Genomic DNA, 25364 nt, shown 5'->3' on the forward strand with positions numbered 1-25364 from the left:
AATTAATGATCGGCAAAAACGGCCGATAACCAAACTATCGAGCATTTTGCCAGAGCTGAGCGTCGACCGAGAAAAATGTCAGGCATTCAACGCACATCGATAGGTTACATCTCGCCCCACGGCGATTTTGGCCTGCGAAATTCCCAAGCACTGAGCGGCGTCAGTCACCTGTGGCAGGATTTTTTTGCCCAGGCCCTGGCCGATCAGTCGGGCGATGTGGTGCCGGCGTCGCTCAACTTTCCGCCGGTCGATCTCGACAGCCCGGTCGAACCGACCGTCGGCAGCGAGCTGCTGGCGCACATCATTTCCCAGCGCGAATGTGATGTGAAAGAAACCGAAGTCCGCCCGCCGGAACCATTGTTTCTGCCAATTGCCGAGTTCGAAATGGACCTGGCCGACAAACCATTCCCGCCGTTCCCGCCGGAAGAAATCGTCGCGCAACAGAAACAGCAGGATTTCGAAAGCGGCTGGGTTCGCCCGATCGTGCTCACTGCCGGTCAACCGCTGCCCGAGCCTGGTGCCGCGCCGCAACCGCGTCCGCTGCACTTGCCGATCGCCGAGTTCGAACTCGACCTGCTGGACAAACCGTTCCCGCCGTTCTCACCGCAAGAGTTGGTGGAACAACAGAAACAACTCGATTTCGATAACGGCTGGGCGCGCCCGATCGTTCTGCAGAACCTGCGCATCGCCGCATAACCCCTCAGCGGCCCAGCCATCACGGCCCGACCTCGTCAGCCTTTGAAGAATTGATTGGCCTTCTGGAACGGCATCGACCGGGAAGTGAAGCCGAAAGTCCCGTGTTGCTGGATTTCCTCGGCCGCGCGCAAGAACTCGCCATACGCTGCCAAAGCCAGGGCTGAACCGACGCTGATGCGCTTGACGCCCATTTCGCTCAACTGCGCAACCGTCAGCTTGAGCCCGCCGGACATCAACACATTCACCGGTTTCGGTGCCACGGCGCGAACCACCGCCAAGACCTCTTCGGCATTGCGCAGGCCTGGGGCGTAAAGTACGTCCGCGCCGGCCTCGGCGAATGCCTGCAAGCGGCGAATGGTGTCGTCCAGATCAGGATTGCCGTGCAAAAAGTTCTCGGCACGGGCCGTCAGCGTGAAGGGGAACGGCAAGCTGCGAGCCGCAGCGACAGCCGCTTCGATACGCGCCACCGCATGTTCGAAGCAGTAGATCGGACCGTCCTCACGCCCTGTGGCATCTTCGATCGAACCGCCGACGGCACCGGCCTGGGCGGCCCGCAAAATACTTTGCGCGCACTCGGCGGGGTCATCAGCGAAACCGTTTTCCAGATCGACCGCGACTGGCAGGTCGGTCGCCGCAACAATCGCCCGAACGTTCGCCAGGGTATCGTCGAGCGTCAGCCCACCATCGGGGCGGCCCTGGGAAAAGGCATAACCGGCGCTGGTGGTTGCCAGTGCCTCGAAGCCAAGGCTGGCGAGCATTTTCGCCGAGCCGGCGTCCCAGGGGTTGGGAATGACAAAAGTGCCCTCGCGTTCGTGCAGTGCTTTGAACGCCTGGGCTCGAAGGGTTTGCGCATCCATTGGCAGGCTCCTGAAAAAGGGAAAACCCGCTTCAGAGCAAACCAAGTTGCTCGGCGGCGGGTTCTCTGTATAGCTCAGGCAGCGGCGGCAAGCCAGGCAAACGCAGCATCAGTTGTGCGTGAAAACGTTGAGCCAGTTTTGCCGCCAGCAGGTTATCGGCGGTGTGCAGGAAGATATATGGCGTGCGGCCCTCTTCGATCCAGACGGCGATTTTCTCGACCCATGGCACCAGGAACGGATCGTTGGCTTCCAGCTCCGGATGGCCGATGAAACGCACCTGCGGAAACTGAGTGAACGCCGCGGGGCGAGGCGGCACCCTGGGCTTTTTCGATTGGGCGTGGAGCACCGAAGGATCGGTCGAGGTGCAGCTGAACAGCGCGCGCGGATCGAGGCAGATGCGCTCGACGCCACGATCCAGCAGCAGACGATTGAGCATTCGCTCGGCATCGCCCTTGGCAAAGAACTCGTCATGCCGCACTTCGACCGCCAAGGGCCGGTCCACAGCATCAATAAAACCGGCCAGCTCCGACAGTCGTTGCGGGGTGAAGCTCTTGGACAATTGCAGCCACAATGGCGAAACCCGCGCCCCCAGAGGGCTGAGCAATTGCAGGAAAGTTTCTGTGGCGGTCAATTGTTCGCGCAGGTCACCGCTGTGGCTGATGTCGCCGGGGAATTTGGCGGTGAAGCGAAAGTGTTCGGGCATGGTCTCGGCCCAGCGCTGCACGGTGGCGGCAGCCGGGCTCGCGTAGAAGGTCGTATTGCCTTCCACGGCGTTGAACACTTGAGAATAAAGATCAAGAAACTCGGTGGGCCTGGCGTCCTGTGGATACAAGTAGTCACGCCAGGCGTTTTCGCTCCAGGATGGGCAGCCGAGGTAATAAGGCAGCATCAGATGTACAGGTCGAGACCCAGCACATCCGCATCCCAGTCGACAAAAGTGGCAGTGCTCAGGTAACTGGCCAGTGCCATCGCCACGCTTTTGCTCATGGCGCGGTGATAAATCATGTCTTGTTGACGCGCGGGAAGATTGCTCAGGCGTTGCGCGGAGGCTTTAGCGGCGCGGGCGGCCAATTGCTCTTCGGTAGGGAATTCCAGCTCGCCGTCGATATCGACGGAGTCATCCTCAGACACATGGCCTTTACGAGGCTTGCGCTTGATCGGGTAGGACTGGGAGGAAACGCCGTCTATACGCATAAGTGCATGCTCGGTATCGATGATGGCAGTTTAGTGGCGCATTACCCACTTCGCAAACCGCCGAGTGATAACTAGAACACAGAAAAGCGAAAAGGTTTAAAAGCGGCGGGTAGAAACTGACAATTTGCCAAAGATGAAATGCTGATTGTGGCGAGGGGGCTTGTCGGAACGCCGCACCGCCCCGTTCGGCTGCGAAGCAGTCGCAAAACCAGCCAATGCGGTGTGTCAGGGGGCATGCGGTTGTTGGTTTTGGGGCCGCTTCGCGACCCAACGGGGGCAAGCCCCCTCGCCACAGAAGCCCCTGTTGCCACAAAGGCGGCGTGGATTACCGCGCTTTAGGGGTCGCGACTTTATCGCGCAGATACACCGGCTGCGCCTGATCGGCCACGATCGCTTCACCGCGTTCCCAGGCGAAACGCGCCAGGGTCAGCAGATCTTCGGCGTGGGGCAGCATGCTCGCGTCCTGGCCGCTCAGGTTCACTGCAATACGCTCGGCATAACCCCAACCGGTGCCCGCGCCGAACCACTCGCCGCTGGCATCGACCGGCAACGCGGCGGCTTCCGGTGGCAATACCGCTTCCTTGCCCACCAGCCGCATCTCCCCCGCCGTTTCGCGGTAGCAGCCCCAATACACCTCATCCATACGCGCATCGATGGCTGCCGCGACCTGGCTGACGCCGTGTTCGCGATAAGCCCGCTGGGCGAGCACCGCGAGATTGGAGACCGGCAACACCGGACGGTCCAGCGCAAACGCCAGCCCTTGCACCACGCCGATGGCGATCCGCACACCGGTAAACGCGCCCGGCCCACGACCGAACGCAATGGCGTCGACCGCTTGCAGCGTGGTCCCGGCATCGGCCAGCAGTTGCTGAATCATCGGCAACAGCTTCTGCGCATGCAGGCGCGGGATCACCTCGTAATGGCTCGTGACCTTGCCGTCATGCAGCAAGGCAACGGAGCAAGCTTCAGTCGCGGTGTCCAGGGCCAGCAAGGTGCTCATCGATGTATCCGTAAGAGAGGTCAGAAAAAGTGCGCCAGTATAAACAACTACGGCCCGCAAGCGGGCCGTAGAAGATGAAGCCGATCAGACTTTTCAGCTCAGTGCTTCAAGCACCTTGCCGGTAATCGTCTCAACCGAGCCGACACCCGGAATATGGCTGTACTTCGGCTTGCCCTGAGCAGCGGCCAGGCCTTGGTAGAACTCCACCAGAGGTTTGGTCTGGGAGTGGTAGACCGACAGGCGATGACGCACGGTTTCTTCGGTGTCGTCCTTGCGCTGCACCAGCTCTTCACCGGTGATGTCGTCTTTACCGGCGATTTTCGGCGGGTTGTACACGGTGTGGTACACGCGGCCGCTGGCCTCGTGAACGCGACGACCGGCGATACGCTGAACGATCTCTTCGTCATCGACGGCGATTTCGACCACGTTGTCCAGTTCCACGCCAGCTTCTACCAACGCTTCAGCTTGCGGAATGGTGCGCGGGAAACCGTCGAACAGGAAACCGTTGGCACAGTCAGGCTGCGCAATACGGTCCTTGACCAAAGCGATGATCAGATCGTCGGAGACCAGACCACCGGCATCCATGATGCTTTTGGCTTTGATGCCCAGCTCGGTGCCGGCTTTTACAGCAGCACGCAGCATGTCACCGGTAGAGATTTGCGGAATGCCGAACTTTTCGGTGATGAACTTAGCCTGAGTACCTTTACCGGCCCCGGGAGCTCCCAGCAGAATGACGCGCATTAGATGTGCTCCTCAATTTTTTATTTAGAATTACTTAAACAAAACAAAGGATTCGCCTCGTAGGGCCAATCTCAAAAAATAGGGTCGTGACCGCCCAAACGGCCAAAGGCTGATCAAGATACACAGCAGGCCCTGCCCACACAAGCCGCCGAAAGTCGGAGAAACCTGCGCAGGACGTGCCCTTTCGAAGGGGTACCCCAAGTCGCAACCCCGTCATTAACTGTCGCCTGACAGACCTTTTCGACCGCTCGCCGGCAGGCACTCGACGCTCGCGCCAGGTGCCTGTTCCCTATGACGAAAACCTTAGCCGGTATTTCGCAAACCGGCGGCAATCCCCGCCACAGACACCAGCAACGCCTGTTCTACCGGGCTGCCCTGCGCTTCATCCTGCTGCCGCGAACGGGCCAACAGTTCGGCCTGCAATAGATGCAGCGGGTCGAGGTAGGTGTTGCGCAGGCGGATGAATTCAAGGGTGTCTGGGCTATGTGCCAGTAGCTGGGACTGACCAGTCAGCCCCAGGACCACCGCACAAGCCTGCGACAATAGGTCGCGTAAATGCGCCCCCAAAGGGAGCAGATCCGGCTCGACCAGGCGCTCGTCGTAAGACTGGGCGATATCGGCGTCGGCCTTGGCCAGCACCATTTCCAGCATATCGATGCGGGTGCGGAAGAACGGCCATTGCTCGCGCATCTGCCCCAGCAGCTCCCCTTCGCCGCGCTCCAGCGCCTTGCTCAGCGCCGTTTCCCAGCCGAGCCAGGCCGGCAACATCAGGCGCGTCTGGGTCCAGCCGAAAATCCACGGAATGGCCCGCAGGCTTTCGATGCCGCCGGCGCGGCGCTTGGCCGGGCGGCTGCCCAACGGCAAACGCCCCAACTCCTGCTCTGGGGTGGACTGGCGGAAATACTCGACGAACTGCGGATTTTCCCGCACCACGGCGCGGTAAGCCTTGACCCCATCGGCGGCCAGTTCGTCCATCAAATGGCGCCAGGCAGGCTCGGGAGGTGGTGGCGGCAGCAAGGTCGCTTCCAGCACCGCCGCCAGGTACAGATTGAGGTTTTGCTCGGCGATGTCCGGCAGGCCGAATTTGAAACGAATCATTTCCCCCTGCTCGGTGGTGCGGAAACGCCCTGCCACCGACCCCGGCGGCTGCGACAGAATCGCCGCATGCGCCGGGCCGCCACCACGGCCCACGGTGCCGCCACGGCCGTGGAACAACAGCAGCTCCACTTGTTGCTCCCGGCAAATATCCACCAGACGCTCCTGCGCCCGATACTGCGCCCAGGCCGCCGCCGTGGTACCGGCGTCCTTGGCCGAGTCCGAATAGCCGATCATCACTTCCTGTGGCCCTTGCAGGCGCGAGCGATAGCCCGGCAGCAGCAACAGCTTTTCGATCACAGGGCCCGCGTTGTCGAGGTCAGCAAGGGTTTCGAACAGCGGCACCACGCGCATCGGCCGCAACACGCCGGACTCCTTGAGCAGCAACTGCACGGCCAGCACATCGGAAGCAGCGCCAGCCATGGAAATCACATACGAGCCGAGGGAAGCCCCTGGTGCCGCAGCGATTTCCCGGCACGTCGCCAGCACTTCGGCGGTGTCGGCAGACGGTTTGAAGTAGGCCGGCAGCAACGGCCGGCGATTGTTCAGCTCACGCATCAGGAAGGCGATGCGCTCTTCTTCGCTCCAGTCCTCATAACGACCGAGGCCGAGGTAATCGGTGATTTCAGTCATGGCCGCGGTATGGCGCGAGGAGTCCTGTCGCACATCGAGGCGCACCAGAAACAGCCCGAACGTCACCGCGCGGCGCAGGCAGTCGAGCAACGGGCCATCGGCGATGACGCCCATGCCGCATTCATGCAGCGAGTGGTAACACAGCTCCAACGGGTCCAGCAGGTCGCGGTTGTTTTGCAGCACATCGGCGGACGCCGGCGTGGTGGCCGTCAGGGAGGCCTGGGCCCAGTTACGGGTTGCGCGCAAGCGTTCACGCAGTTGTTTGAGCACCGCGCGGTAAGGCTCGGCGCTGTCGCCAGCCTTGGCTTTCAGGGCGTCGCTGGCCTGTTGCATCGACAATTCGGCGGCGAGGTGATCGACATCGCGCACATACAAATCGGCGGCCATCCAGCGTGCCAGCAGCAAGACTTCGCGGGTCACGGCGGCGGTGACGTTGGGGTTACCGTCGCGGTCGCCGCCCATCCACGAGGCGAAACGAATCGGTGCGGCCTCCAGCGGCAGGTGCAGGCCAGTAGCGGCATACAGGGCTTGATCGGCCTTGCGCAAATAGTTGGGAATCGCCTGCCACAGCGAATGCTCAATCACCGCAAAGCCCCACTTGGCTTCGTCTACAGGTGTCGGGCGGGTGCGGCGGATTTCTTCGGTGTGCCAGGCTTCGGCGATCAGGCGCTGCAAGGTGGTCTTGATCTGCTCGCGCTCGGCGGTGGTCAGGTCGCGATGATCCAGGGCCGCCAGTTGCGCGGCGATCGCGTCGTATTTCTGGATCAGTGTGCGTCGCGCCACTTCGGTGGGGTGCGCCGTCAATACCAGCTCGATGTCCACCCGCCCCAATTGCCGGGCCAGGGATTCGGCGTCATGGCCGGCAGTCAGCAGTCGAGCGAGCAGTTCCGGCAACACCCGGGCCTCGAACGGCGCGGGTTGTGACTCTTCGCGACGGTGAATCAGCTGATATTGCTCGGCGATATTGGCCAGGTTGAGGAACTGATTGAACGCCCGCGCCACCGGCAGCAATTCGTCCTCGCTCAACTGGTTGAGGCTGGCGCTGAGTTCGGCATCCATCGAACCGCGACGGTCGGCCTTGGCGCCTTTGCGGATTTGCTCGATCTTGTCGATAAAGCCATCCCCGTACTGCTCACGAATGGTGTTGCCCAACAGCTCACCCAACAGGTGAACGTCCTCGCGCAAGCGTGCATCAATATCGGTCATCAGCAGTTCTCCAGCGAAAATCCGGGCGGCTATGCTTTGATAATAGAGAGTGCCGTTGTAAAGCGGTTCTTACAAGTAAACCAGGGACTGCAAACCCCGAACGTTGCAGCTAGGCTCAACACCAAGCCGTACAGCGGCTTGCCACCGGCCACCGCCGGACACTCACCCGGCCTGCCATGAGCAGGTGCGTAATGAGGTCATTATGAAAATCCGCGAGCTTGCCAAGCACTGGGAAGAAAACGCCAAGGGTCGCCTGACCGACTCCGGCTACACGATTCGTCTGGACGTGGAAGCCGCCGCACGGCTGGCGGCGATTATCGATATGTACCCCAAAAGGCACCCTGAAGAACTGCTCGGAGAATTGATTGGCGCAGCCCTTGAAGAACTTGAAGAAAGCTTTCCGTATGTGAAAGGGTCAACGGTGGTCGCCACCGATGAAGAAGGCGATCCGCTGTACGAAGACGTCGGTCCGACCCCGCGTTTTCTCGCCTTGTCCCGTCGTCATTTGCACGATTTGTCGACCGATAACGACAAGCCAAAACACTGATTTGCGCGTCTTGTTCCCCTTCCGGAAATACGTATTTCCTGGCCCGTGCAGGGCCGGGAATACCCCTGTGCGCGGCTAAAGTTCCCGATTTAGAGCCTTGTCCATCAGGTCAAAGTTTTTTCGGGCGAAAGGCCATATTCTCTGAACTTTTAAAAAATGCCTCGGGTCAACCCAGTAACCACGCCTGGGATGGCCGTTTCAAAATGCTCTGGAAATCGAAGGTTGCGGCTCCTTGCCCAGGATGGATTCAGATGTATTTCAGGAGTTTTCCAACGGAGTTGAAAACCATGAAGACCAGCACTGCTTCATCCTCGTCCCCCCACCTGCACGGTCTCAAGCTGGCGGCCCTGGCCATCGGCAGCAGCCTGGTTCTGGCCGGATGCGCCGGTAACCCGCCCACCGAGCAATACGCCGTGACTCAATCGGCCGTGAACAGTGCCGTCAGCGCCGGGGGCACCGAATTCGCCGCGGTGGAAATGAAATCCGCCCAGGACAAGCTCAAACAAGCCGAAATCGCCATGCACGACAAAAAGTATGACGAAGCCAAAATGCTCGCCGAACAGGCCGAGTGGGACGCCCGAGTGGCAGAACGCAAAGCCCAGGCGATGAAAGCCGAACAGGCTGTAAAGGACTCACAGAAAGGTGTTCAGGAACTGCGTCAGGAAAGTCAGCGCACCGTGCAGTGAGCGCGCATCCCGATTTTCAGGCCTGACACTTTTATCGATAGAAAGGACGAACCGCTATGCGCAAACAACTGATGATACCCGCCCTCCTGGCCGCAAGCATTGCACTGGCTGCCTGCGCCACACCGCCCAACACCAACCTGGAGCAAGCCCGCACCAACTACGCCGGCCTGCAAGCCAACCCGCAAGCCAGCAAAGTCGCGGCACTGGAAACCAAAGACGCCAGCGATTACCTGGACAAGGCCGACAAGGCTTACCAGGACAAGGAAGACCAGAACAAGGTCGACCAACTGGCTTACCTGACCAACCAGCGCGTTGAAGTGGCCAAGCAGACCATCGCCCTGCGCACCGCGGAAAACAACCTGAAAAACGCCGCGGCTCAGCGAGCCCAGGCGCGTCTGGATGCCCGCGATCAGCAGATCAAACAATTGCAGGCCAGCCTCAACGCCAAACAGACCGATCGCGGCACGCTGGTAACGTTCGGTGACGTGCTGTTCGCCACCAACAAGGCCGACCTGAAACCCAGCGGTCTGATGAACATCAACAAACTGGCGCAGTTCCTTCAGGAAAACCCCGACCGTAAAGTGATTGTCGAAGGCTACACCGACAGCACCGGCGCGGCGTCGTACAACCAGTCGCTGTCCGAGCGCCGCGCGACCTCGGTGCAAGTGGCCCTGATCAAGATGGGTGTCGACCCGGCGCGCATCGTGGTCCAGGGTTATGGCAAGGAATACCCGGTGGCCGAAAACACCAGCGTCTCCGGCCGTGCGATGAACCGTCGGGTGGAAGTGACCATTTCCAACGACAACCAGCCGGTGATACCGCGTTCGGCTATCAGCTCGAACTAAGTTTCACCTGCTGAAACACAAAAGCCCCGCCTGATCGGATCAGGCGGGGCTTCTTATTGATCGAATACTTGTCCTGGGGCCAAGCAACCCTGTGGCGAGGGGGCTTGCCCCCGTTCGGCTGCGAAGCGGTCGTGAAACCATCCCACAAGGTGTACCTGACAACACGCGAATGCAGGTTTTAGGGCAGCTTCGCGACCCAACGGGGGCAAGCCCCCTCGCCACAAGGGTTCATCATTGCCAATGGAGGTGGGATTTTACTGTTCGAGTTTTTGCGGGGTTTCCTGGCCCATGCAGCGCACGGCTTTTTTCTTGTTGTTGACCAGTACGCCGGTCAGGCCTTTCTGTTCGGTATCAAACATCACCAGCACGCCATCGATGCACTGCGCCACTTGCGCGGCTGGTTCCAGGGAGATTTTGTAGTCTTCGCCCGGCACGGTCTTGAGCATGGTGAAGTCGCTGAGCAGCAACGCATCCTCGGGTTTGGCGAAGTGCAGGTAGCCGTACCACCACAGGGCCCCGACGGTGCCGAGGATGCTGCAAATACCGGTGATGATCAGCGGGATGGCGTTACGTTCTTCACTCATTGCGGACTCTCTGGTGGTTCATCTTCAGAATTCGGGGGTGCCGGGTAGTTGGGGATTTCACCCAGGCGGCGCAGGCCGTTGAAATGCTGCGGGTCTTCGAGGTAGCGCAGCATGACTTTGCGCCAGACCGGGTCGGCGAAGGTTTGCACATGACCGCCACGGGTCAGTTGCAGCACTCGCGGCGGCGGCGCAGCTTGATACAGTCGGATGCCGTTGGAAAGGGGCACCAGCGGATCATCGATACTGTGATAGATCAGTTTCGGTACACCATTGAGCTGCGTCATGGAACGGATCGCGCTATCGCCATCCGGCACCAGCCAGGACAACGGCACCTGGAACGGCCAGGTCATCCAGGAGGTGCTAAGGGCGAAACGCCCGACATCGCGGTAGCTGGCAGGCACGCCATCGAGCACGAAAGCCTTGAGTTGCCGCTGGCGCTCGGGATGCTGGGCCAGGTAATGCACGGCCATCGAACCGCCAAGGCTCTGACCGAGAAGGATCAACGGCTTGCCCTTGACCTCCGGCGCCTGGTCGAGCCATGTGAAGGCGGCGTCGATGTCCTGATAAATCTCCGGTAACGCCGGCTTACCTTCGGACAACCCGTACCCGCGATAGTCCACCAGCAACACCTGATAGCCCTGCTTCGGCAACCACCAGCTCGCACCCAGATGCCACGCCAGGTTGCCGCCGTTACCGTGCAGGTGCAGCACAGTGCCTTTGACTTCGACGCCTTTTTTCGCCGGCAGCCACCAACCATGCAGTTTGAGGCCGTCGGCAGTGGTCAGGGTGACGTCGCGATAGTCGAGCTTGGCTTTTTCCGGGGTGAACGGCTGGCCGGGCTCGGGGTAGAACAGCAAAGAGCTGCAACCGCCGAGGGCCAGGAGCAGGCAGAAGATGCCGAGGATTCTCATCCGGTGAAGCCTCAATGTGGGTGATCGTTCCCATGCTCCGCGTGGGAATGCATACCGTGACGCTCTGCGTCACAGTGGACGCGGAGCGTCCATGGCGGCATTCCCACGCAGAGCGTGGGAATGATCTGAATCAAAGGATATTGGAGTAATCCGCTTCGATCCGGTCCAGGCTCAGGTGGTTGAGGAAGTTGGAGAAGCACATCCACGCCGACAACGCGTTCATGTCGCGGAACTGCTCGGGCAGGTACTTGGGCGGCACCACCAGGCCTTCGTCCACCAATTGGCGCAAGGTCCGCATGTCCTCCAGCGTAGTCTTGCCGCAGAACAACAGCGGTATCTGCTCCAGCTTGCCTTTGCGCACGGCCAACTGAATGTAGTTGTAAATCATGATAAAGCCCTTGAGGTAGGACAAGTCTTTGGTAAATGGCAGACCATTGGGCACCGAGCCGCGGAACACCCGACTGGCATTGCCGTAGCTTTCGGCCATTTCAAAGCCCTGAGCCCGGAAGAACTCAAAGATCTGCAAGAAGTCCGCGCCCTCCTCCACCATATGAATGGCGCGGGTGCGGTTGGTGAGTTTGCGCAAGCGGCTCGGGTAGGAGGCGAAGGTGATGATTTCCATCAGGATCGCCAGGCCTTCCTGAGTCACGGTGGACGACGGCGGGCCCTTGGACAGGAACGTACAGATCGGCTGGTTCAGGCCGTTGAGGGTGGTGCCCACATGCACCAGCCCTTCATGGACTTCCAGCGCACGCACGTCGCGATTGTTGAACATCGCGTCGGTGCGGATCTTGATGTAGTCGGCGCCGGCTGCCGCGTCGGCGACGATCCCGTCGGACTCGAACACCCGGATGGTTTCCTCGTTTTCGCCAAACACCTTGTTCAACCGATGTTGCAGCAGGTCGACGGCTTCCTTGGCCGTGAGGACTTTCGGTTCGTCCTTGAGATCGCCACGGCCGTCGATGTTGTTCAGGTAATCGGAGAGCATCAGCCCCAGGTCGGCCAGGGTCGGGTCGCCGGCGTGAAACGCATCGGAGGCCGCGCCGTACAATTCCTGGGAAATCAGCCCGAAATCCTCGGTGCCGCGCGCTTCAAGCATGCGCACCACCATGCGGTATTCCTTGCACATACGGCGCATGATCTGCCCGACCGGGTTGAACTGGCCGAGTTGCCGAGTGATGTCGCGCTCGATGTTCTGGAATTCCAGCTTCACTTTGCTGGAGTCGAACGACAGCGGTCGATTGAGGTAGTAGTCGCGGTCCACGGCCGGCATTTCCTTGCCCTTGCCCTTGAGGAACCCCTTGCGAATACTGTCATCCCACTTGACCGCATCCAGAATGCGAATCGGCGTTTGCGCCAGCACTATGCGATCGGACAACATGCGTATCGTCTGCTGGTATTCGTCCACCCGAGACTCCTGTAGTAAAGCTGTTACGTGCTGGGTTTATTTGGTTTTGGCCAGGCGCTGATAGCGTACCGCTTCGACGAACACATCGGAATTGGCCGGGTCGTCGAGGTAGGCGAATACCTGATCCAGGCTGTTGTTGATCAACACCCCATCGCCATCTTCAGTCTGAAAGCCTTCGCCACTGAGGGCTTCTTGCCCCATGGCCTGTCTGATCTGCTCAAGGTCGAGGTTGTAGACCACCAGTTCGTGCTTATCGTTGAGCTCGAAACCGGCGATGGTGAAATGCCCGCCGAACTGCGCCGGCACCTTCGCCGACAGGTACCAGCGATTGCCATGGCGCGACACCGTGAAGGGATAGGCTTCGCGCTCATGGGGTTTGGCCTTGAAGTAGCTGACCGCCTGGTAGTGATTGTCGCCGACGCGTGTCAGTTCCAGGTTCATCGGCTCGCCCCAGGCGTTGGTGCTGGCCCATTTGCCGAGCAGCCCTTTGGGCGCGGGCTCGCTGGCGGGCAGCGACTCCTTGAAGGTCACCAGGCAGCCACTGAGCAGCAGGAACGACAAGGCGATCACCACGACACGCCAGGCTTTCATTCAACACTCCCTATCGACACACGATGCCCCCTACTGGCCACTCTCCCACAGGGTTGAGTCCCACAAGGGGTTACACCGACGCCAGCACCAGGTGCATGTAGCGGGTCAGGATGCCGAGCATTTCCTCTTCGGCAACAGGCTCGGCATCGTTGAGCAGGCCCTGATATTCCATCCGTCCGACAATCGCCGTCAACACTTTGGCATCTTGTTGTGGCTCGCGGGATCCCAATACTTCGAAAAGCTGGCAGGTGCCCTGCAAGAGAATTTGCTGATGGGAACGCACCAACAACGCCAGACGCGGGTTAAGCAACGCTTCCTGGCGGAAGGCTTGCTCGGCCATCAAGTGCTCGCGGCGATTGATCAATTGCCGATGAACATAGTCAGCCATCAGCCGTGCGATATCGTCCGCCAGCTGCGAGCGCGACTCGGCGGTGCCATCACCGCTGACAACCATCTCGCGCAACAGGCCTTCGTTGCTGGCCCACAACCGGGCCATGTATGCCGCGCTGCGTTCCACGTATTGGGCAAAGGTATCGGTGAGCAGGTCATCGATGTCCTTGAAATAGTAGGTGGTGGCCGACAGCGGCACACAGGCCTCGGCGGCCACCGCACGGTGACGCACGGCACGCACGCCATCACGTACGACAATGCGCATCGCCGCGTCGAGAATGTCCTGTCGACGCTGTTCGCTGCCCTGTCGGCTGGCCTTGCGGCCCTGGTACTGAACACTTTCAGCGACCGCAGTGGCGATATCCGCTGCACCTTCTTGAGCAATTGCACGATTCACGACAGGTATTCCTCTCTAACGTCAAAAGTAACCAATTGATACGTTTGTACCAGACAGGCAATAAAAAGCCGCCTGTTTTAGGCGGCTTTTTAATTGAAACATTTACGCTTGCGGACGCATGTGCGGGAACAGGATCACGTCGCGGATCGACGGTGAGTTGGTCAGCAACATCACCAGGCGGTCGATACCAATCCCTTCACCAGCGGTCGGCGGCATGCCGTACTCCAGCGCGCGAACGAAGTCGGCGTCGTAGTGCATGGCTTCATCGTCGCCAGCGTCCTTGTCGGCCACCTGTGCCATGAAGCGCTCAGCCTGGTCTTCCGCGTCGTTCAACTCGGAGTAGGCGTTGGCGATTTCACGGCCGCCGATGAACAGTTCGAAACGGTCGGTGACGTTCGGGTTCTCGTCGTTACGACGGGCCAGCGGCGACACTTCGAACGGGTACTGGGTAATGAAGTGCGGCTGTTCCAGCTTGTGCTCGACCAGTTCTTCGAAAATCATCACCTGCAGTTTGCCCAGGCCTTCGAAGCCGAGCACCTTGGCGCCGGCCTTCTTGGCGATGGCGCGGGCCTTGTCGATGTCGTTCAGGTCGGCAGCGGTCAGTTCCGGGTTGTACTTGAGGATCGAGTCGAACACCGACAGGCGCACGAACGGCTCGCCGAAGTGGAACACCTTGTCGCCGTAAGGCACGTCGGTGCTGCCCAGAACCAGCTGCGCCAGTTCGCGGAACAGTTCCTCGGTCAGGTCCATGTTGTCTTCGTAGTCAGCGTGGGCCTGGTAGAACTCGAGCATGGTGAACTCGGGGTTGTGCCGGGTCGAGACGCCTTCGTTACGGAAGTTGCGGTTGATTTCGAAGACCTTTTCAAACCCGCCAACAACAAGCCGCTTGAGGTACAGCTCCGGCGCAATGCGCAAGAACATCTGCATATCCAGCGCGTTGTGGTGAGTTTCGAACGGCTTGGCCGCCGCACCACCCGGAATGGTTTGCAGCATCGGCGTTTCGACTTCCAGGAAGTCACGCTTCATCAGGAAGCTGCGGATGTGCGCAATCACTTGCGAACGCACGCGGAAGGTCTGGCGCACGTCTTCGTTGACGATCAGGTCGACGTAACGCTGGCGGTAGCGCTGCTCGGTGTCGGACAGCCCGTGGTGCTTGTCCGGCAGAGGGCGCAGGGATTTGGTCAGCAGGCGCACGTTGGTCATTTCAACGTACAGGTCGCCCTTGCCAGAACGGGCCAAGGTGCCTTCGGCGGCAATGATGTCGCCCAGGTCCCAGGTTTTCACCGCGGCCAGGGTTTCTTCGGACAGGGTTTTACGGTTGACGTAAACCTGGATGCGCCCGGACATGTCCTGAATCACCATGAACGAGCCACGGTTGAGCATGAGACGACCGGCAACCTTGACCGGGATCGCAGCCTCTGCCAGCTCTTCCTTGGTCTTGTCCGCGTACTTCTTCTGCAAGTCTTCGCAGTAGGCGTCGCGGCGGAAGTCGTTGGGGAAGGCCTGGCCCTTGGCGCGCTCGGCAGCAAGCTTTTCCTTGCGCAGGGCGATCAGGGAGTTTTCTTCCTGTTGCAGGGCTTGCGGGTCGAGTTGTAGGTCGCTCATGTCTTTAAATATTCCATCAGGTTCGTTGCCCCGGCCTTCGGCCGGGGATCGCTGGCAAGCCAGCTCCTACAGGGATCGCGCTGTATCAGGCGATCCTGTATTGCACGTCTTACAGCCCTTGTTTCAGGCTCGCCACCAGGTATTCGTCGATGTCGCCGTCGAGCACCTTGTCGCAGTCGCTGCGTTCGATGTTGGTGCGCAGATCCTTGATCCGCGAGGCATCGAGCACGTACGAACGGATCTGGTGACCCCAGCCGATGTCCGACTTGGTGTCTTCCAGAGCCTGGGAGGCGGCGTTGCGTTTCTGCACTTCCTGCTCGTACAAGCGCGCCCGCAACATTTTCATCGCGGTGTCTTTGTTGGCGTGCTGGGAGCGTTCGTTCTGGCAGCTGACCACGGTGTTGGTCGGTACGTGAGTAATCCGTACGGCCGAGTCGGTGGTGTTTACGTGCTGACCACCGGCACCGGAGGAGCGGTAGGTGTCGATGCGCAGGTCCGACGGGTTGATGTCGATTTCGATGTTGTCATCGATTTCCGGCGACACGAACACGGCCGAGAACGAGGTGTGACGACGGTTGCCGGAGTCGAACGGGCTCTTGCGCACCAGACGGTGCACGCCGATTTCGGTACGCAGCCAGCCAAAGGCGTATTCACCCTTGATGTGCACGGTCGCACCTTTGATACCGGCGACTTCACCGGCCGACAATTCCATGATGGTCGCGTCGAAACCGCGTTTATCCGCCCAGCGCAGGTACATGCGCAGCAGGATGTTGGCCCAGTCCTGGGCCTCGGTACCGCCGGAGCCGGCCTGGATGTCCAGGTAGGCGTTGTTCTGGTCCATCTCGCCGCTGAACATGCGACGGAATTCGAGCTTCTCGAGGGCTTCGCGCAGGCGCTCCACTTCAAGGGCTACGTCGTCGACGGCGGCCTGGTCTTCTTCCTCGGCAGACATCAACAGCAGGTCCTTGGCATCAGCCAGACCGCTGGACATTTCGTCGAGGGTTTCTACGATCTGGGCCAGCGCAGAGCGCTCGCGACCCAGGTTCTGAGCGTACTCAGGGTTGTTCCAGACACTCGGATCTTCAAGCTCGCGATTGACTTCGGTCAGACGCTCATGCTTTTGATCGTAGTCAAAGATACCCCCGAATAGTTTCGGAGCGCTCGGACAGGTCCTTGATACTGTTAAGGATCGGGTTGATTTCCATGGCGGGCAGCACTCGTTGGCGAACTTTTGAAAGCCGGCGAGTATAACGTAATCACGCTGTCAAGGCAGCCCGCCTGGCGGCTTTAGGGGCGAATGGTTTACGGAATAACGCGGGGGGCCCGTAGCAGCTGCCGAGCCCGCGAGGCTGCGTTCGGCGGCGCAGCCGTCGTAAAGTCAGACAACGCGGTCATTCAGGCAAACCGCATACACAGGACTTGCGAGGACTTCGTCCTCGAACGCAGCCTCGCGGGCTCGGCAGCTGCTACAGCGCTACGGTCAGCGGGTTACTCAATTCCCACCTGATTGCGCCCATTGTTCTTCGCCAGGTACAGCCCCTTGTCCGCCGCCGAGATCAATTGCCGGCAGTCGCTGCCCGGCTGCGGGATCACGGTCGACAGGCCGATGCTGATGGTCAGGCACGAACCTTCGGTCGGGAAAATGTGCGGGATCTTCAACCCGACCACGGTCTGGCGCAGTTTTTCCGCCACCAGCCGCGCACCGCCCGGCGAGGTGTTGGGCAAGACCAGGACGAACTCTTCGCCGCCGTAACGGGCCGGCAGGTCCGATGGCCTGGCGCTGGCGTCGCGAATGGCCGTGGCGACTTTGCGCAGGGCTTCATCGCCTTCGAGGTGGCCAAAACTGTCGTTGTAGGACTTGAAATAGTCGACATCGATCATCAGCAACGACAATTGCGTCTGGTCACGCAACGAACGCCGCCACTCCAGTTCCAGGTATTCGTCGAAGTGCCGACGGTTCGACAGCCCGGTCAGGCCGTCGGAGTTCATCAAGCGTTGCAGCACCAGGTTGGTGTCGAGCAACTGTTGCTGGCTGACCCGCAACGCACGGTACGCCGCGTCACGCTGCAGCAGGGTCATGTAGGAGCGCGAGTGATAGCGGATGCGCGCCACCAGTTCGATGTTGTCCGGCAGCTTGACCAGGTAATCGTTGGCCCCGGCGGCAAACGCCGCGCTCTTGATCAGCGGGTCTTCCTTGGTCGACAGGACAATGATCGGAATATCCTTGGTCGCCGGGTGATTACGGTATTCGCGCACCAGGCTCAAGCCGTCGAGGCCGGGCATGACCAGGTCCTGAAGGATCACCGTCGGCTTGATGCGGATCGCCTGGGCGATGGCCTGGTGCGGGTCGGCGCAGAAGTGGAAGTCGATGTTCTCTTCGTTCGACAGACCACGGCGCACCGCCTCGCCGATCATCGCCTGATCGTCCACCAACAACACCATGGCGGCGTTTTCGTCGGTTTTGAAGTCGTCGAGCTGTAATTCATTCATGTGCGGTCACCTGAGTACTGCTTGGGCCACGATTGCTGCTAATGATAGTCATTTTTGGAAAATCTCCAGCAAACGTGGCGCTATCTTGTCCAGTGGGCGGATTTCCACGGCAGCGTCGATGGCTGCGGCCGCCTTGGGCATTCCGTACACGGCACTGCTGTTCTGGTCCTGAGCGATGGTCAGGTAGCCCTGTTGGCGCATGAGTTTAAGCCCCTGGGCGCCGTCACGCCCCATACCGGTCAGTAGAACGCCCACGGCATCACCGCTCCAGTAATTGGCCACACTCTCGAAAAACACATCGATCGAAGGCCGATAGATCTCGTTGACCGGTTCGGCGGTGTAGGCCAGCGTGCCGTTTTTCAGCAAGCGGATATGGTGATTGGTACCGGCCAGCAGGATCGTGCCGCTTTGTGGCGGTTCGCCTTCCTGGGCCAGGCGCACGTCCAGGCCGCTGGCGCTGGCCAGCCATTCGGCCATGCCGGCGGCGAACACCTGATCCACATGCTGGACCAGCACGATAGCCGCCGAAAAATCCCGGGGCAGGCCCTTGAGCAGCACTTCCAGCGCCGCCGGCCCGCCAGCGGATGAACCGATCGCCACCAGGCGCTGGCGCGAGGCCGAGTGGCGGTGCGGGCTCGGTGTCGATCGCTCCCGATTGCTGTGGTCACCGATCAACCAGCCAATATTGAGGATCTTGCGCAGCAGCGGCGCAGCGGCTTCCTGAGGGTTACCAGCGCCCAGCGCCGGGGTATCGACCACATCAAGCGCGCCGTAGCCCATGGCTTCGAACACCCGGTGCACGTTCTGCTGGCGGTCGACGGTGACGATGACGATCGCGCACGGGGTCTCGGCCATGATCCGCCGGGTCGCTTCCACGCCGTCCATCAATGGCATGATCAAATCCATCAGGATCAGATCCGGAGTGTATTCGGCGCAACGTTGCACCGCCTCCGCCCCGTTGCTGGCGACCCAGACCACCTCGTGCGCCGGTTCGAACGCCAGGGCGCGGCGCAAAGCCTCTACCGCCATGGGCATGTCGTTGACGATGGCGATTTTCATGTGCGCGCCCCTCCAATGAGCTCAACGACCGCATCCAGTAAGGCGTCATCATGAAAACTGGCCTTGGCTAGATAATAGTCGGCGCCGGCGTCCAGTCCACGGCGACGGTCTTCTTCGCGGTCCTTGTAGGACACCACCATCACCGGCAGCGACTGCAGGCGATTGTCGCGACGCAATAAAGACACCAGCTCGATGCCGTCCATGCGCGGCATGTCGATGTCGGTGATCAGCAGATCGAAATCCTCCGAACGCAGGGCATTCCAGCCATCCATACCGTCCACCGCCACGGCGACGTCGTAGCCGCGATTGAGCAGCAACTTGCGCTGCAACTCACGAACGGTCAGCGAATCGTCCACCACCAGAATCCGTTTACGCGCGGCTTCAACAGCCTGATTGGCGTGCCGGGCAATGCGCTCCAGACGCCCGGTATTGAGCAGTTTGTCCACCGAACGCAGCATGTCTTCGACGTCGACGATCAGCACCACCGAGCCGTCGTCGAGCAAAGCCCCGGCGGAAATGTCCTGTACCTTGCCCAGACGCTCGTCCAGCGGCAGCACCACCAGCGTCCGCTCGCCGATAAACCGCTCGACCGCCACCCCGTAGATCGCCTCGCGCTCGCGGATGACCACGACTTTGAGGGTCTGCGCGCTGTTCTGGCTCGCCGGCCGATGCAATAGCTGACTGGCGGCGACCAGCCCGACATGCCGGCCTTCGTACCAAAAGTGCTGCCGGCCTTCGACCTGCACGATGTCTTCCGGCTCCAGGTCGCACATGCGCTCGATGTGCGCCAGCGGGAAGGCATACGCCTCGTCACCGACTTCCACCACCAGGCTGCGCACTACCGACAGCGTCTGCGGCACTTCAAGATGGAAACGACTGCCCGCGCCCGCCGTCTGCTCCAGCACCACGGCGCCGCGCAACTGCCGGACCATGTGCTGAACCGCATCCAGCCCGACGCCGCGCCCGGAGACTTCGGTGACCGTGTCGCGCAGGCTGAAACCCGGCAGAAACAGGAACGTCAGCAGCTCTTCTTCGCTCAACTGCGCGGCAGTCTCGGCTGGGGATAACTGCCGCTCGACGATCGTGCGGCGGACCTTTTCCAGGTCGACGCCATTGCCATCATCGCTCAGTTCCAGCACCAGCAGACCGGCCTGATGGGAGGCTCGCAAACGGATCACGCCTTCCTCCGGTTTGCCGGCCAAGCGCCGCTGTTCCGGGGTTTCGATACCGTGATCCACCGCATTGCGCAGCAGGTGCGTCAGCGGCGCTTCGAGTTTTTCCAGTACGTCGCGGTCGACTTGAGTCTTGTCGCCCTCGATCTCCAGCCGCACCTGTTTGCCAAGGTTGCGCCCAAGATCGCGGACCATGCGTACTTGACCGCTCAGCACGTCGGCGAACGGCCGCATGCGACAGGCCAGCGCGGTGTCATACAACACCTGTGCGCGCTGGCTGGCGTGCCAGGCGAACTCGTCCAGTTCGGCGTTTTTTTCCACCAGCAATTGCTGGGACTCGGCCAGCAATCGGCGGGCGTCACCCAAGGCTTCCTGGGCTTCGAGGCTCAAGGCATGGTCCTTGAGATGAACGTTGAGGCTTTCCAGCGCCCGCAGGCCATTGCTCTGCATGCGTTTAAGGCGCTGCATGGTGGCCAGGTGCGGCTTGAGGCGCTGGGTTTCCACCAGGGATTTACTCGACAGGTCGAGCAGGCTGTTCAAGCGCTCGGCCGTGACGCGCAATACACGCTCGCCAGTGTCGGTGGCGCGCCTGGTCTTGGACGCAGGCTCGGCGGGCTCTGCCTGGGGTGTTTCAACGAGTGTGTCGACGGGTGTTTCGGCAGCACGACCGGGCGGCTCGACCCTGGGTGTCGGCGGTTCGAGCTGAGGTTCTGCCATCGGCAGCGCGATGGGGGCAACCGTCGCCATGTGTTCAAGCAGCCGTCCCATCAAGACGACATAAGCGTCGATATCCGCAGGCGCCGGAGCATTGTTCGGCGTCGCAATCCGCATCAGCAGATCGGTGCCCTGCAACAGCGCATCAATGTGTTCGGGTCGCAGGTACAGGCGCCCTTCCTGGGCGCTGACCAGGTAATCCTCCATCACATGGGCAACACTGACCCCGGCATCGACGCCGACAATTCGCGCCGCGCCCTTGAGCGAATGGGCCGCGCGCATGCACGACTCGAGATAATCGGCCTGGGTCGGATCGCGCTCCAGCGCCAGCAGACCGGCGCTCAGCACCAGGGTCTGGGCCTCGGCTTCCAGGCTGAACAGCTCCAGCAAGGAGGCGTCACGCATTTGGTCGGGGGTCATGTGAGGCTCCGGGTCACGGCAGACAGCAGCTGCTCTTCATCCAGCCAACGCAGGCTGCGACCTTTGAATGGCAAGACTCCGCGGGTGTATTTGGCGCTGGCCTGGGTGCCGGACTGGGACGCGGCATCGAGAATGCGCTCGTCGATGGCGTGAATCCCGTCCACTTCGTCCACCGGCACCACTACCGGCCCGCCGTGGGCGGCGATGATCAGCATCCGCGGCGTTACCCGCGCACCAGGCGCCACGCCACTGGTGTCGTCGAGCCCCAACAGCTCCACCAAAGACAGGCACGCCACCAAGGCACCGCGCACATTCGCCACGCCGAGCAATGCCCGGGAACGCTGGTGCGGCAAGGAATGGATCGCTTGCAGCGGCGCCACTTCGACCAGGCTGCGAGTGGCCAGGCCCAGCCACTCTTCGCCGAGGCGAAACATCAGTAGCGAGCGGGTTTTCACCTCACTCTCGGCCACCGTGGAGATTTGCCCACGGTCGCCCTGCGACAAGGCGTAACGGTCGAGCAAGCGCGTGGCGGCAGCCGAATACACCGCGCAATTGCGGCAATGAATGTGCTCGCTCAGCAGCGGGCAGGACTGGTCGCCGTGGATACCGATGCGGTTCCAGCAGTCGTCGATGGCCTGGGCATCTTCATGGGTGACGCTCAAGGTGTCGGAGGCGTTCATCGTTTACGCTCACTGTCAGCGGCGCGCTCGCTGCGGGCGGCGCGGGCCTGCAATCGTCTGGCACCCGCCGTGTCGCCCTGGGATTGCAGCAAGGCCGCCAGGTGCATCAACGCGTCGGGGTGTTGCGGTTCGAGGTACAACGCCTTGCGATAAAACCCCTGGGCCTCCAGGGCACTGCCGGCGACATCGCTGAGCAGCCCCAGCCAATAGAACACTTGGGCCACCGGTTCGTGACTGCGCAAATAACTTTCGCACGCGGCGCGGGCCTCGGCACTTTTGCCTTCATTGGCCAGCGCGGCGATATTCGCCAACAGCGTGGCGGCGTCCGAAGAAGTGGCCGAAGGGATGGCGGCAGCCCGAGGCATCGGCACGACCGTCGCAAAAGGCCGACTGCGCACAGGCGGCGGAGTCATGCTGCGCAACGGTTGCTGCACGGGCAGCGACATCGGCGCGAAGGTCGCAAGCGGCTCGAGCGCGCTCTGGCGACTGAAGGCAAACGACTGCGGGATACCGATCGAGCGCATGCCGAAACGGCCGAGCAGACTGCCCTCGGCCGGGCCGATAAACAGCACGCCGTCGACGTGAGTCAGGCGCTTGAGCACTTCGAACACTTGCTGCTGGGTCGGCTGGTCGAAATAAATCAGCAGGTTGCGACAGAACACGAAGTCATAGGGCGGCTCGTTGACCAGCAAGGTCGGATCCAGCAGGTTACCGACCTGTAGACGCACCTGTTCGAGCACGCGCCCGTTGAGGCGATAGTTATCGTGTTCAGCGGTGAAATGGCGCTCGCGAAACTCGATGTCCTGGCCACGAAACGAATTCTTGCCGTACAGCGCGAGCCTGGCCTTTTCCACCGACAGCGGGCTGACGTCCATGCCGTCGACCTTGAACTGGTGCGGCGCCAGCCCGGCATCAAGCAATGCCATGGCGATCGAGTACGGTTCTTCGCCGGTAGAACACGGCAAGCTGAGAATCCGCAGGGCGCGCATGTTGTTGATCGCTGCCAGCCGCTTGGCCGCCAGCTTCGCCAGCGTGGCGAAGGATTCCGGGTAACGGAAGAACCAGGTTTCGGGGACGATCACCGCTTCGATCAGCGCCTGCTGTTCGTCGCGCGAGCCCGACAATGTGTGCCAGTACTCATCGGCCGTCCGCGCCCGAACCGCCGTGATGCGCTGGCGCACCGCGCGCTCGATGAGCGCCGGGCCGACCGAGCCGACATCCAGGCCGATACGCTCCTTGAGGAAATCGAAAAACCGTTGATCGCTGCTCATCCCTGCTCCTCAAACTGCGCCAGGTCCAGCGGCGGCGAGGGAAACAATAAGGCGCGAACCTGTGCATCCAGTAAATCGGCAACCCGCACCCATTGCAGCAGCCCCTGGGCATCTTCGCGCACCGGGCCGAGGTACGGCGCCTGGCGATTGTCCAGGCCATAAGGCTGAAAGTCCGCCGGGTTGCAGCGCAACGTGTCGGTGACCTGCTCCAGAATCAGCCCGAGCAATTGCGCAGGCCTCGCCTCATCCGGCCGATAGTGCACCAACACCAGCCGCGTGCTGGTGCGGGCCTGGGCCGGTTGGCCAAACGTCAGCGCGCTGAGGTCGATCACCGGCACCACCGCGCCACGATAGGCGAACACCCCCGCCACCCAGTCCGGCGCCCGGGGAATGGGCTTCAACGGCAGTTGCGGCAGTACTTCAGCCACCTCAATGGCCTGCAAGGCGTAGCGCTCATTGCCGATGCGGAACACCAGAAACAACGACTGCTTCGTCGGCATCGCCACGCCGCGCCTGGCCGTAAGTTCGCTCATCAGACTTTGAATCGCGAGACACCGCCACGCAGCCCCACGGCCACCTGGCTCAGTTCGTCGATGGCGAAACTGGCCTGGCGCAAGGACTCAACCGTCTGGCTGCTGGCATCGCCCAACTGCACCAGCGCGTGGTTGATCTGCTCGGCGCCGGTGGCCTGAGCCTGCATGCCTTCGTTGACCATCAACACCCGCGGCGCCAGCGCCTGAACCTGATGAATGATCTGCGACAGCTGCTCGCCCACCTGCTGCACCTCGGACATGCCGCGGCGCACTTCCTCAGAGAACTTGTCCATGCCCATGACCCCGGCCGACACCGCCGACTGGATCTCGCGCACCATCTGCTCGATGTCGTAGGTGGCCACGGCGGTCTGGTCTGCCAGACGTCGCACTTCGGTGGCGACCACGGCAAACCCGCGACCATACTCGCCGGCCTTCTCGGCTTCGATCGCGGCGTTCAGGGACAACAGGTTGGTCTGGTCGGCGACTTTGACGATGGTCACCACCACCTGGTTGATGTTGCCGGCCTTCTCATTGAGGATCGCCAGTTTGGCATTCACCAGATCTGCCGCGCCCATCACCGAGTGCATGGTGTCTTCCATGCGCGCCAAGCCTTGCTGACCAGAACCGGCCAGCACCGAAGCCTGGTCGGCGGCGGTGGAGACTTCGGTCATGGTACGCACCAGGTCGCGCGAGGTGGCGGCAATTTCACGGGACGTCGCACCGATTTCGGTGGTGGTGGCCGCGGTTTCGGTGGCGGTGGCCTGTTGCTGTTTGGAGGTCGCGGCGATTTCCGTGACCGACGTGGTGACCTGCACCGAGGAGCGCTGGGCCTGGGACACCAACGAGGTGAGTTCGGTCATCATGTCGTTGAAGCCGGTTTCCACCGCGCCGAACTCGTCCTTGCGATCAAGATTCAGGCGACTGCTGAGATCGCCAGTGCGCATGACTTCGAGGATATCCACAATGCGATTCATCGGTGCCATGATCGCGCGCATCAGCAGCAGGCCGCAGAGGCCGGCGACGATGATTGCCACCAGCAAAGAGACGCCCATGCTGATTTTGGCGGCCGTCACCGCGTCACTGATGGCCAGCGTGGATTGTTCAGCCAGAGCGTGATTATTTTCAAGAAGGCTGTTCAATTGCTTGCGCCCATTGACCCAGGCCGGCGTCAGTTTTTGCTCCAGGGCAAGAACCGCCTGGTCGTACTCTTTGCGCTGATAGAGATCGAGAACGTTGGTCATTTCTTTGTTGTAGAGCTGATGACGCACTTCGAACTCGTCGAACAGGACCTGGTCGTCCTTCGTGAAAATGGTTTTGCGGTAGTTGGCTATTTGCTCGTTCAAGCGCTCTTCGAAGCTTTTGTACATGGTCTGGTCGGCGACGGTCATTTCGCGATGCCCGGAAAGGCCGACAAGCTGTTGGGTGAGGTTAAAACTGTCGACCCACGCACCGCGGATCATCGAACTGAAATACACCCCCGGGACCGCATCGGTGCGGACCGATTCTGCGCCGGCGTCGATCTTCATCAGCCGAGAAAAAGACACCACAACCATCAGCAGCATGATTGCGATAATTACCGCAAAGCTCGCCAAAATGCGTTGGCGCAACGTCCAGTTCTTCACAGTCAGTCCTCGGTGCG

24 protein-coding genes are annotated in these 25364 nt (G+C 61.0%); 4 read left to right on the top strand and 20 right to left on the bottom strand.

The window, feature by feature from the left end:
- Positions 1-75 precede the first annotated feature (75 nt).
- Positions 76-696 (top strand): hypothetical protein, encoded by a 621-nt coding sequence (locus JUI81_RS16995; RefSeq protein WP_019581603.1) that lies wholly within the window; start codon positions 76-78, stop codon positions 694-696.
- Positions 697-731: 35 nt separating this feature from the next.
- Here the strand turns inward: JUI81_RS16995 and JUI81_RS17000 are convergent, their stop codons facing one another.
- The 6 genes from JUI81_RS17000 to ppc form a co-directional block, all read right to left on the bottom strand.
- Positions 732-1553 carry an oxaloacetate decarboxylase gene (locus JUI81_RS17000; RefSeq protein ID WP_096481019.1) on the bottom strand — a complete coding sequence of 274 codons (822 nt, stop codon included), beginning with the start codon at positions 1551-1553 and terminating at the stop codon, positions 732-734.
- Between the two features lie 31 nt (positions 1554-1584).
- Positions 1585-2445, bottom strand: coding sequence for a DUF72 domain-containing protein (locus JUI81_RS17005; protein ID WP_026331883.1), 861 nt, complete (start codon positions 2443-2445; stop codon positions 1585-1587).
- Positions 2442-2747, bottom strand: a complete 306-nt coding sequence (locus JUI81_RS17010) for a hypothetical protein (protein WP_007940187.1) — start codon at positions 2745-2747, stop codon at positions 2442-2444. The genes JUI81_RS17005 and JUI81_RS17010 overlap by 4 nt, the downstream gene beginning before the upstream one ends.
- A gap of 325 nt (positions 2748-3072) precedes the next feature.
- A complete protein-coding gene (tsaB, locus tag JUI81_RS17015) occupies positions 3073-3747 on the bottom strand; it encodes a tRNA (adenosine(37)-N6)-threonylcarbamoyltransferase complex dimerization subunit type 1 TsaB (RefSeq protein WP_028939490.1) in 675 nt (224 codons plus the stop codon).
- Between the two features lie 93 nt (positions 3748-3840).
- Positions 3841-4488 carry an adenylate kinase gene (adk, locus tag JUI81_RS17020; protein WP_018926674.1) on the bottom strand — a complete coding sequence of 216 codons (648 nt, stop codon included), beginning with the start codon at positions 4486-4488 and terminating at the stop codon, positions 3841-3843.
- Positions 4489-4791: 303 nt separating this feature from the next.
- On the bottom strand, positions 4792-7422 hold the full coding sequence (gene ppc / locus JUI81_RS17025) for a phosphoenolpyruvate carboxylase (RefSeq protein WP_028939491.1): 2631 nt from the start codon (positions 7420-7422) through the stop codon (positions 4792-4794).
- A gap of 202 nt (positions 7423-7624) precedes the next feature.
- On the opposite strand from ppc, the gene JUI81_RS17030 reads away from it, so the two are divergent.
- The 3 genes from JUI81_RS17030 to JUI81_RS17040 all read left to right on the top strand — a co-directional run bounded on the left by JUI81_RS17030 (position 7625) and on the right by JUI81_RS17040 (position 9500).
- Positions 7625-7969 (top strand): hypothetical protein, encoded by a 345-nt coding sequence (locus JUI81_RS17030; RefSeq protein WP_019581608.1) that lies wholly within the window; start codon positions 7625-7627, stop codon positions 7967-7969.
- A gap of 287 nt (positions 7970-8256) precedes the next feature.
- Positions 8257-8655 carry a DUF4398 domain-containing protein gene (locus tag JUI81_RS17035; protein WP_019581609.1) on the top strand — a complete coding sequence of 133 codons (399 nt, stop codon included), beginning with the start codon at positions 8257-8259 and terminating at the stop codon, positions 8653-8655.
- A gap of 56 nt (positions 8656-8711) precedes the next feature.
- On the top strand, positions 8712-9500 hold the full coding sequence (locus JUI81_RS17040) for an OmpA family protein (RefSeq protein WP_028939492.1): 789 nt from the start codon (positions 8712-8714) through the stop codon (positions 9498-9500).
- A 254-nt stretch (positions 9501-9754) separates the two neighbouring features.
- Here JUI81_RS17040 and JUI81_RS17045 read toward each other — a convergent pair whose 3' ends face one another.
- The 14 genes from JUI81_RS17045 to JUI81_RS17110 all read right to left on the bottom strand — a co-directional run bounded on the left by JUI81_RS17045 (position 9755) and on the right by JUI81_RS17110 (position 25347).
- Positions 9755-10084 carry a hypothetical protein gene (locus JUI81_RS17045; protein ID WP_007940182.1) on the bottom strand — a complete coding sequence of 110 codons (330 nt, stop codon included), beginning with the start codon at positions 10082-10084 and terminating at the stop codon, positions 9755-9757.
- On the bottom strand, positions 10081-10995 hold the full coding sequence (locus JUI81_RS17050; RefSeq protein WP_028939493.1) for an alpha/beta hydrolase: 915 nt from the start codon (positions 10993-10995) through the stop codon (positions 10081-10083). The genes JUI81_RS17045 and JUI81_RS17050 overlap by 4 nt, the downstream gene beginning before the upstream one ends.
- 130 nt (positions 10996-11125) lie before the next feature.
- Complete coding sequence (locus JUI81_RS17055; protein WP_172901247.1) at positions 11126-12376, bottom strand: flavohemoglobin expression-modulating QEGLA motif protein; 1251 nt, start codon at positions 12374-12376, stop codon at positions 11126-11128.
- Between the two features lie 63 nt (positions 12377-12439).
- Positions 12440-12994, bottom strand: a complete 555-nt coding sequence (locus JUI81_RS17060) for a hypothetical protein (protein ID WP_019581611.1) — start codon at positions 12992-12994, stop codon at positions 12440-12442.
- A gap of 70 nt (positions 12995-13064) precedes the next feature.
- Entirely contained in the window at positions 13065-13781 is a 717-nt protein-coding gene (locus JUI81_RS17065; RefSeq protein ID WP_007940176.1) for a TetR/AcrR family transcriptional regulator, read from the bottom strand.
- 102 nt (positions 13782-13883) lie between these two features.
- A complete protein-coding gene (lysS, locus tag JUI81_RS17070) occupies positions 13884-15386 on the bottom strand; it encodes a lysine--tRNA ligase (RefSeq protein ID WP_018926680.1) in 1503 nt (500 codons plus the stop codon).
- A 109-nt stretch (positions 15387-15495) separates the two neighbouring features.
- Positions 15496-16591, bottom strand: a protein-coding gene (gene prfB, locus JUI81_RS17075; protein ID WP_096481021.1) for a peptide chain release factor 2 whose coding sequence is annotated in 2 segments (ribosomal slippage) — positions 15496-16518 and positions 16520-16591 — 1095 coding nt in all. Because the reading frame shifts where the segments join, the coding sequence is not laid out codon by codon here.
- Between the two features lie 283 nt (positions 16592-16874).
- Positions 16875-17876, bottom strand: coding sequence for a PleD family two-component system response regulator (locus JUI81_RS17080; protein ID WP_019581613.1), 1002 nt, complete (start codon positions 17874-17876; stop codon positions 16875-16877).
- A 48-nt stretch (positions 17877-17924) separates the two neighbouring features.
- The gene (locus tag JUI81_RS17085) at positions 17925-18935 is read right to left on the bottom strand and encodes a chemotaxis response regulator protein-glutamate methylesterase (RefSeq protein WP_028939495.1); all 1011 of its coding nucleotides are present in this window, start codon (positions 18933-18935) and stop codon (positions 17925-17927) included.
- On the bottom strand, positions 18932-21241 hold the full coding sequence (locus JUI81_RS17090) for a hybrid sensor histidine kinase/response regulator (RefSeq protein WP_204124709.1): 2310 nt from the start codon (positions 21239-21241) through the stop codon (positions 18932-18934). Before JUI81_RS17090 ends, JUI81_RS17085 begins: the two co-directional genes overlap by 4 nt.
- Positions 21238-21921, bottom strand: coding sequence for a chemotaxis protein CheW (locus tag JUI81_RS17095; protein ID WP_028939497.1), 684 nt, complete (start codon positions 21919-21921; stop codon positions 21238-21240). Before JUI81_RS17095 ends, JUI81_RS17090 begins: the two co-directional genes overlap by 4 nt.
- Positions 21918-23192 carry a protein-glutamate O-methyltransferase CheR gene (locus JUI81_RS17100; RefSeq protein WP_204124710.1) on the bottom strand — a complete coding sequence of 425 codons (1275 nt, stop codon included), beginning with the start codon at positions 23190-23192 and terminating at the stop codon, positions 21918-21920. Before JUI81_RS17100 ends, JUI81_RS17095 begins: the two co-directional genes overlap by 4 nt.
- Positions 23189-23725: a chemotaxis protein CheW gene (locus JUI81_RS17105; RefSeq protein WP_026346089.1), complete on the bottom strand. Its 537-nt coding sequence runs from the start codon at positions 23723-23725 to the stop codon at positions 23189-23191. Before JUI81_RS17105 ends, JUI81_RS17100 begins: the two co-directional genes overlap by 4 nt.
- A complete protein-coding gene (locus tag JUI81_RS17110; RefSeq protein WP_019581619.1) occupies positions 23725-25347 on the bottom strand; it encodes a methyl-accepting chemotaxis protein in 1623 nt (540 codons plus the stop codon). The genes JUI81_RS17105 and JUI81_RS17110 overlap by 1 nt, the downstream gene beginning before the upstream one ends.
- Between the last annotated feature and the right edge of the window lie 17 nt (positions 25348-25364).

Source organism: Pseudomonas sp. 008 (assembly GCF_016861935.1).
GTDB lineage: Bacteria > Pseudomonadota > Gammaproteobacteria > Pseudomonadales > Pseudomonadaceae > Aquipseudomonas.

What these genes read in the sequence shown, in the direction of transcription:
- JUI81_RS16995 (WP_019581603.1), top strand. Translation starts at nt 76, where the DNA reads ATGTCAGGCATTCAACGCACATCGATAGGTTACATCTCGCCCCACGGC.
- JUI81_RS17000 (WP_096481019.1), bottom strand. Translation starts at nt 1,553, where the DNA reads ATGGATGCGCAAACCCTTCGAGCCCAGGCGTTCAAAGCACTGCACGAA.
- JUI81_RS17010 (WP_007940187.1), bottom strand. Translation starts at nt 2,747, where the DNA reads ATGCGTATAGACGGCGTTTCCTCCCAGTCCTACCCGATCAAGCGCAAG.
- tsaB (WP_028939490.1), bottom strand. Translation starts at nt 3,747, where the DNA reads ATGAGCACCTTGCTGGCCCTGGACACCGCGACTGAAGCTTGCTCCGTT.
- adk (WP_018926674.1), bottom strand. Translation starts at nt 4,488, where the DNA reads ATGCGCGTCATTCTGCTGGGAGCTCCCGGGGCCGGTAAAGGTACTCAG.
- ppc (WP_028939491.1), bottom strand. Translation starts at nt 7,422, where the DNA reads ATGACCGATATTGATGCACGCTTGCGCGAGGACGTTCACCTGTTGGGT.
- JUI81_RS17030 (WP_019581608.1), top strand. Translation starts at nt 7,625, where the DNA reads ATGAAAATCCGCGAGCTTGCCAAGCACTGGGAAGAAAACGCCAAGGGT.
- JUI81_RS17035 (WP_019581609.1), top strand. Translation starts at nt 8,257, where the DNA reads ATGAAGACCAGCACTGCTTCATCCTCGTCCCCCCACCTGCACGGTCTC.
- JUI81_RS17040 (WP_028939492.1), top strand. Translation starts at nt 8,712, where the DNA reads ATGCGCAAACAACTGATGATACCCGCCCTCCTGGCCGCAAGCATTGCA.
- JUI81_RS17045 (WP_007940182.1), bottom strand. Translation starts at nt 10,084, where the DNA reads ATGAGTGAAGAACGTAACGCCATCCCGCTGATCATCACCGGTATTTGC.
- JUI81_RS17050 (WP_028939493.1), bottom strand. Translation starts at nt 10,995, where the DNA reads ATGAGAATCCTCGGCATCTTCTGCCTGCTCCTGGCCCTCGGCGGTTGC.
- JUI81_RS17055 (WP_172901247.1), bottom strand. Translation starts at nt 12,376, where the DNA reads ATGTTGTCCGATCGCATAGTGCTGGCGCAAACGCCGATTCGCATTCTG.
- JUI81_RS17060 (WP_019581611.1), bottom strand. Translation starts at nt 12,994, where the DNA reads ATGAAAGCCTGGCGTGTCGTGGTGATCGCCTTGTCGTTCCTGCTGCTC.
- lysS (WP_018926680.1), bottom strand. Translation starts at nt 15,386, where the DNA reads ATGAGCGACCTACAACTCGACCCGCAAGCCCTGCAACAGGAAGAAAAC.
- JUI81_RS17080 (WP_019581613.1), bottom strand. Translation starts at nt 17,876, where the DNA reads ATGAATGAATTACAGCTCGACGACTTCAAAACCGACGAAAACGCCGCC.
- JUI81_RS17085 (WP_028939495.1), bottom strand. Translation starts at nt 18,935, where the DNA reads ATGAAAATCGCCATCGTCAACGACATGCCCATGGCGGTAGAGGCTTTG.
- JUI81_RS17090 (WP_204124709.1), bottom strand. Translation starts at nt 21,241, where the DNA reads ATGACCCCCGACCAAATGCGTGACGCCTCCTTGCTGGAGCTGTTCAGC.
- JUI81_RS17095 (WP_028939497.1), bottom strand. Translation starts at nt 21,921, where the DNA reads ATGAACGCCTCCGACACCTTGAGCGTCACCCATGAAGATGCCCAGGCC.
- JUI81_RS17100 (WP_204124710.1), bottom strand. Translation starts at nt 23,192, where the DNA reads ATGAGCAGCGATCAACGGTTTTTCGATTTCCTCAAGGAGCGTATCGGC.
- JUI81_RS17105 (WP_026346089.1), bottom strand. Translation starts at nt 23,725, where the DNA reads ATGAGCGAACTTACGGCCAGGCGCGGCGTGGCGATGCCGACGAAGCAG.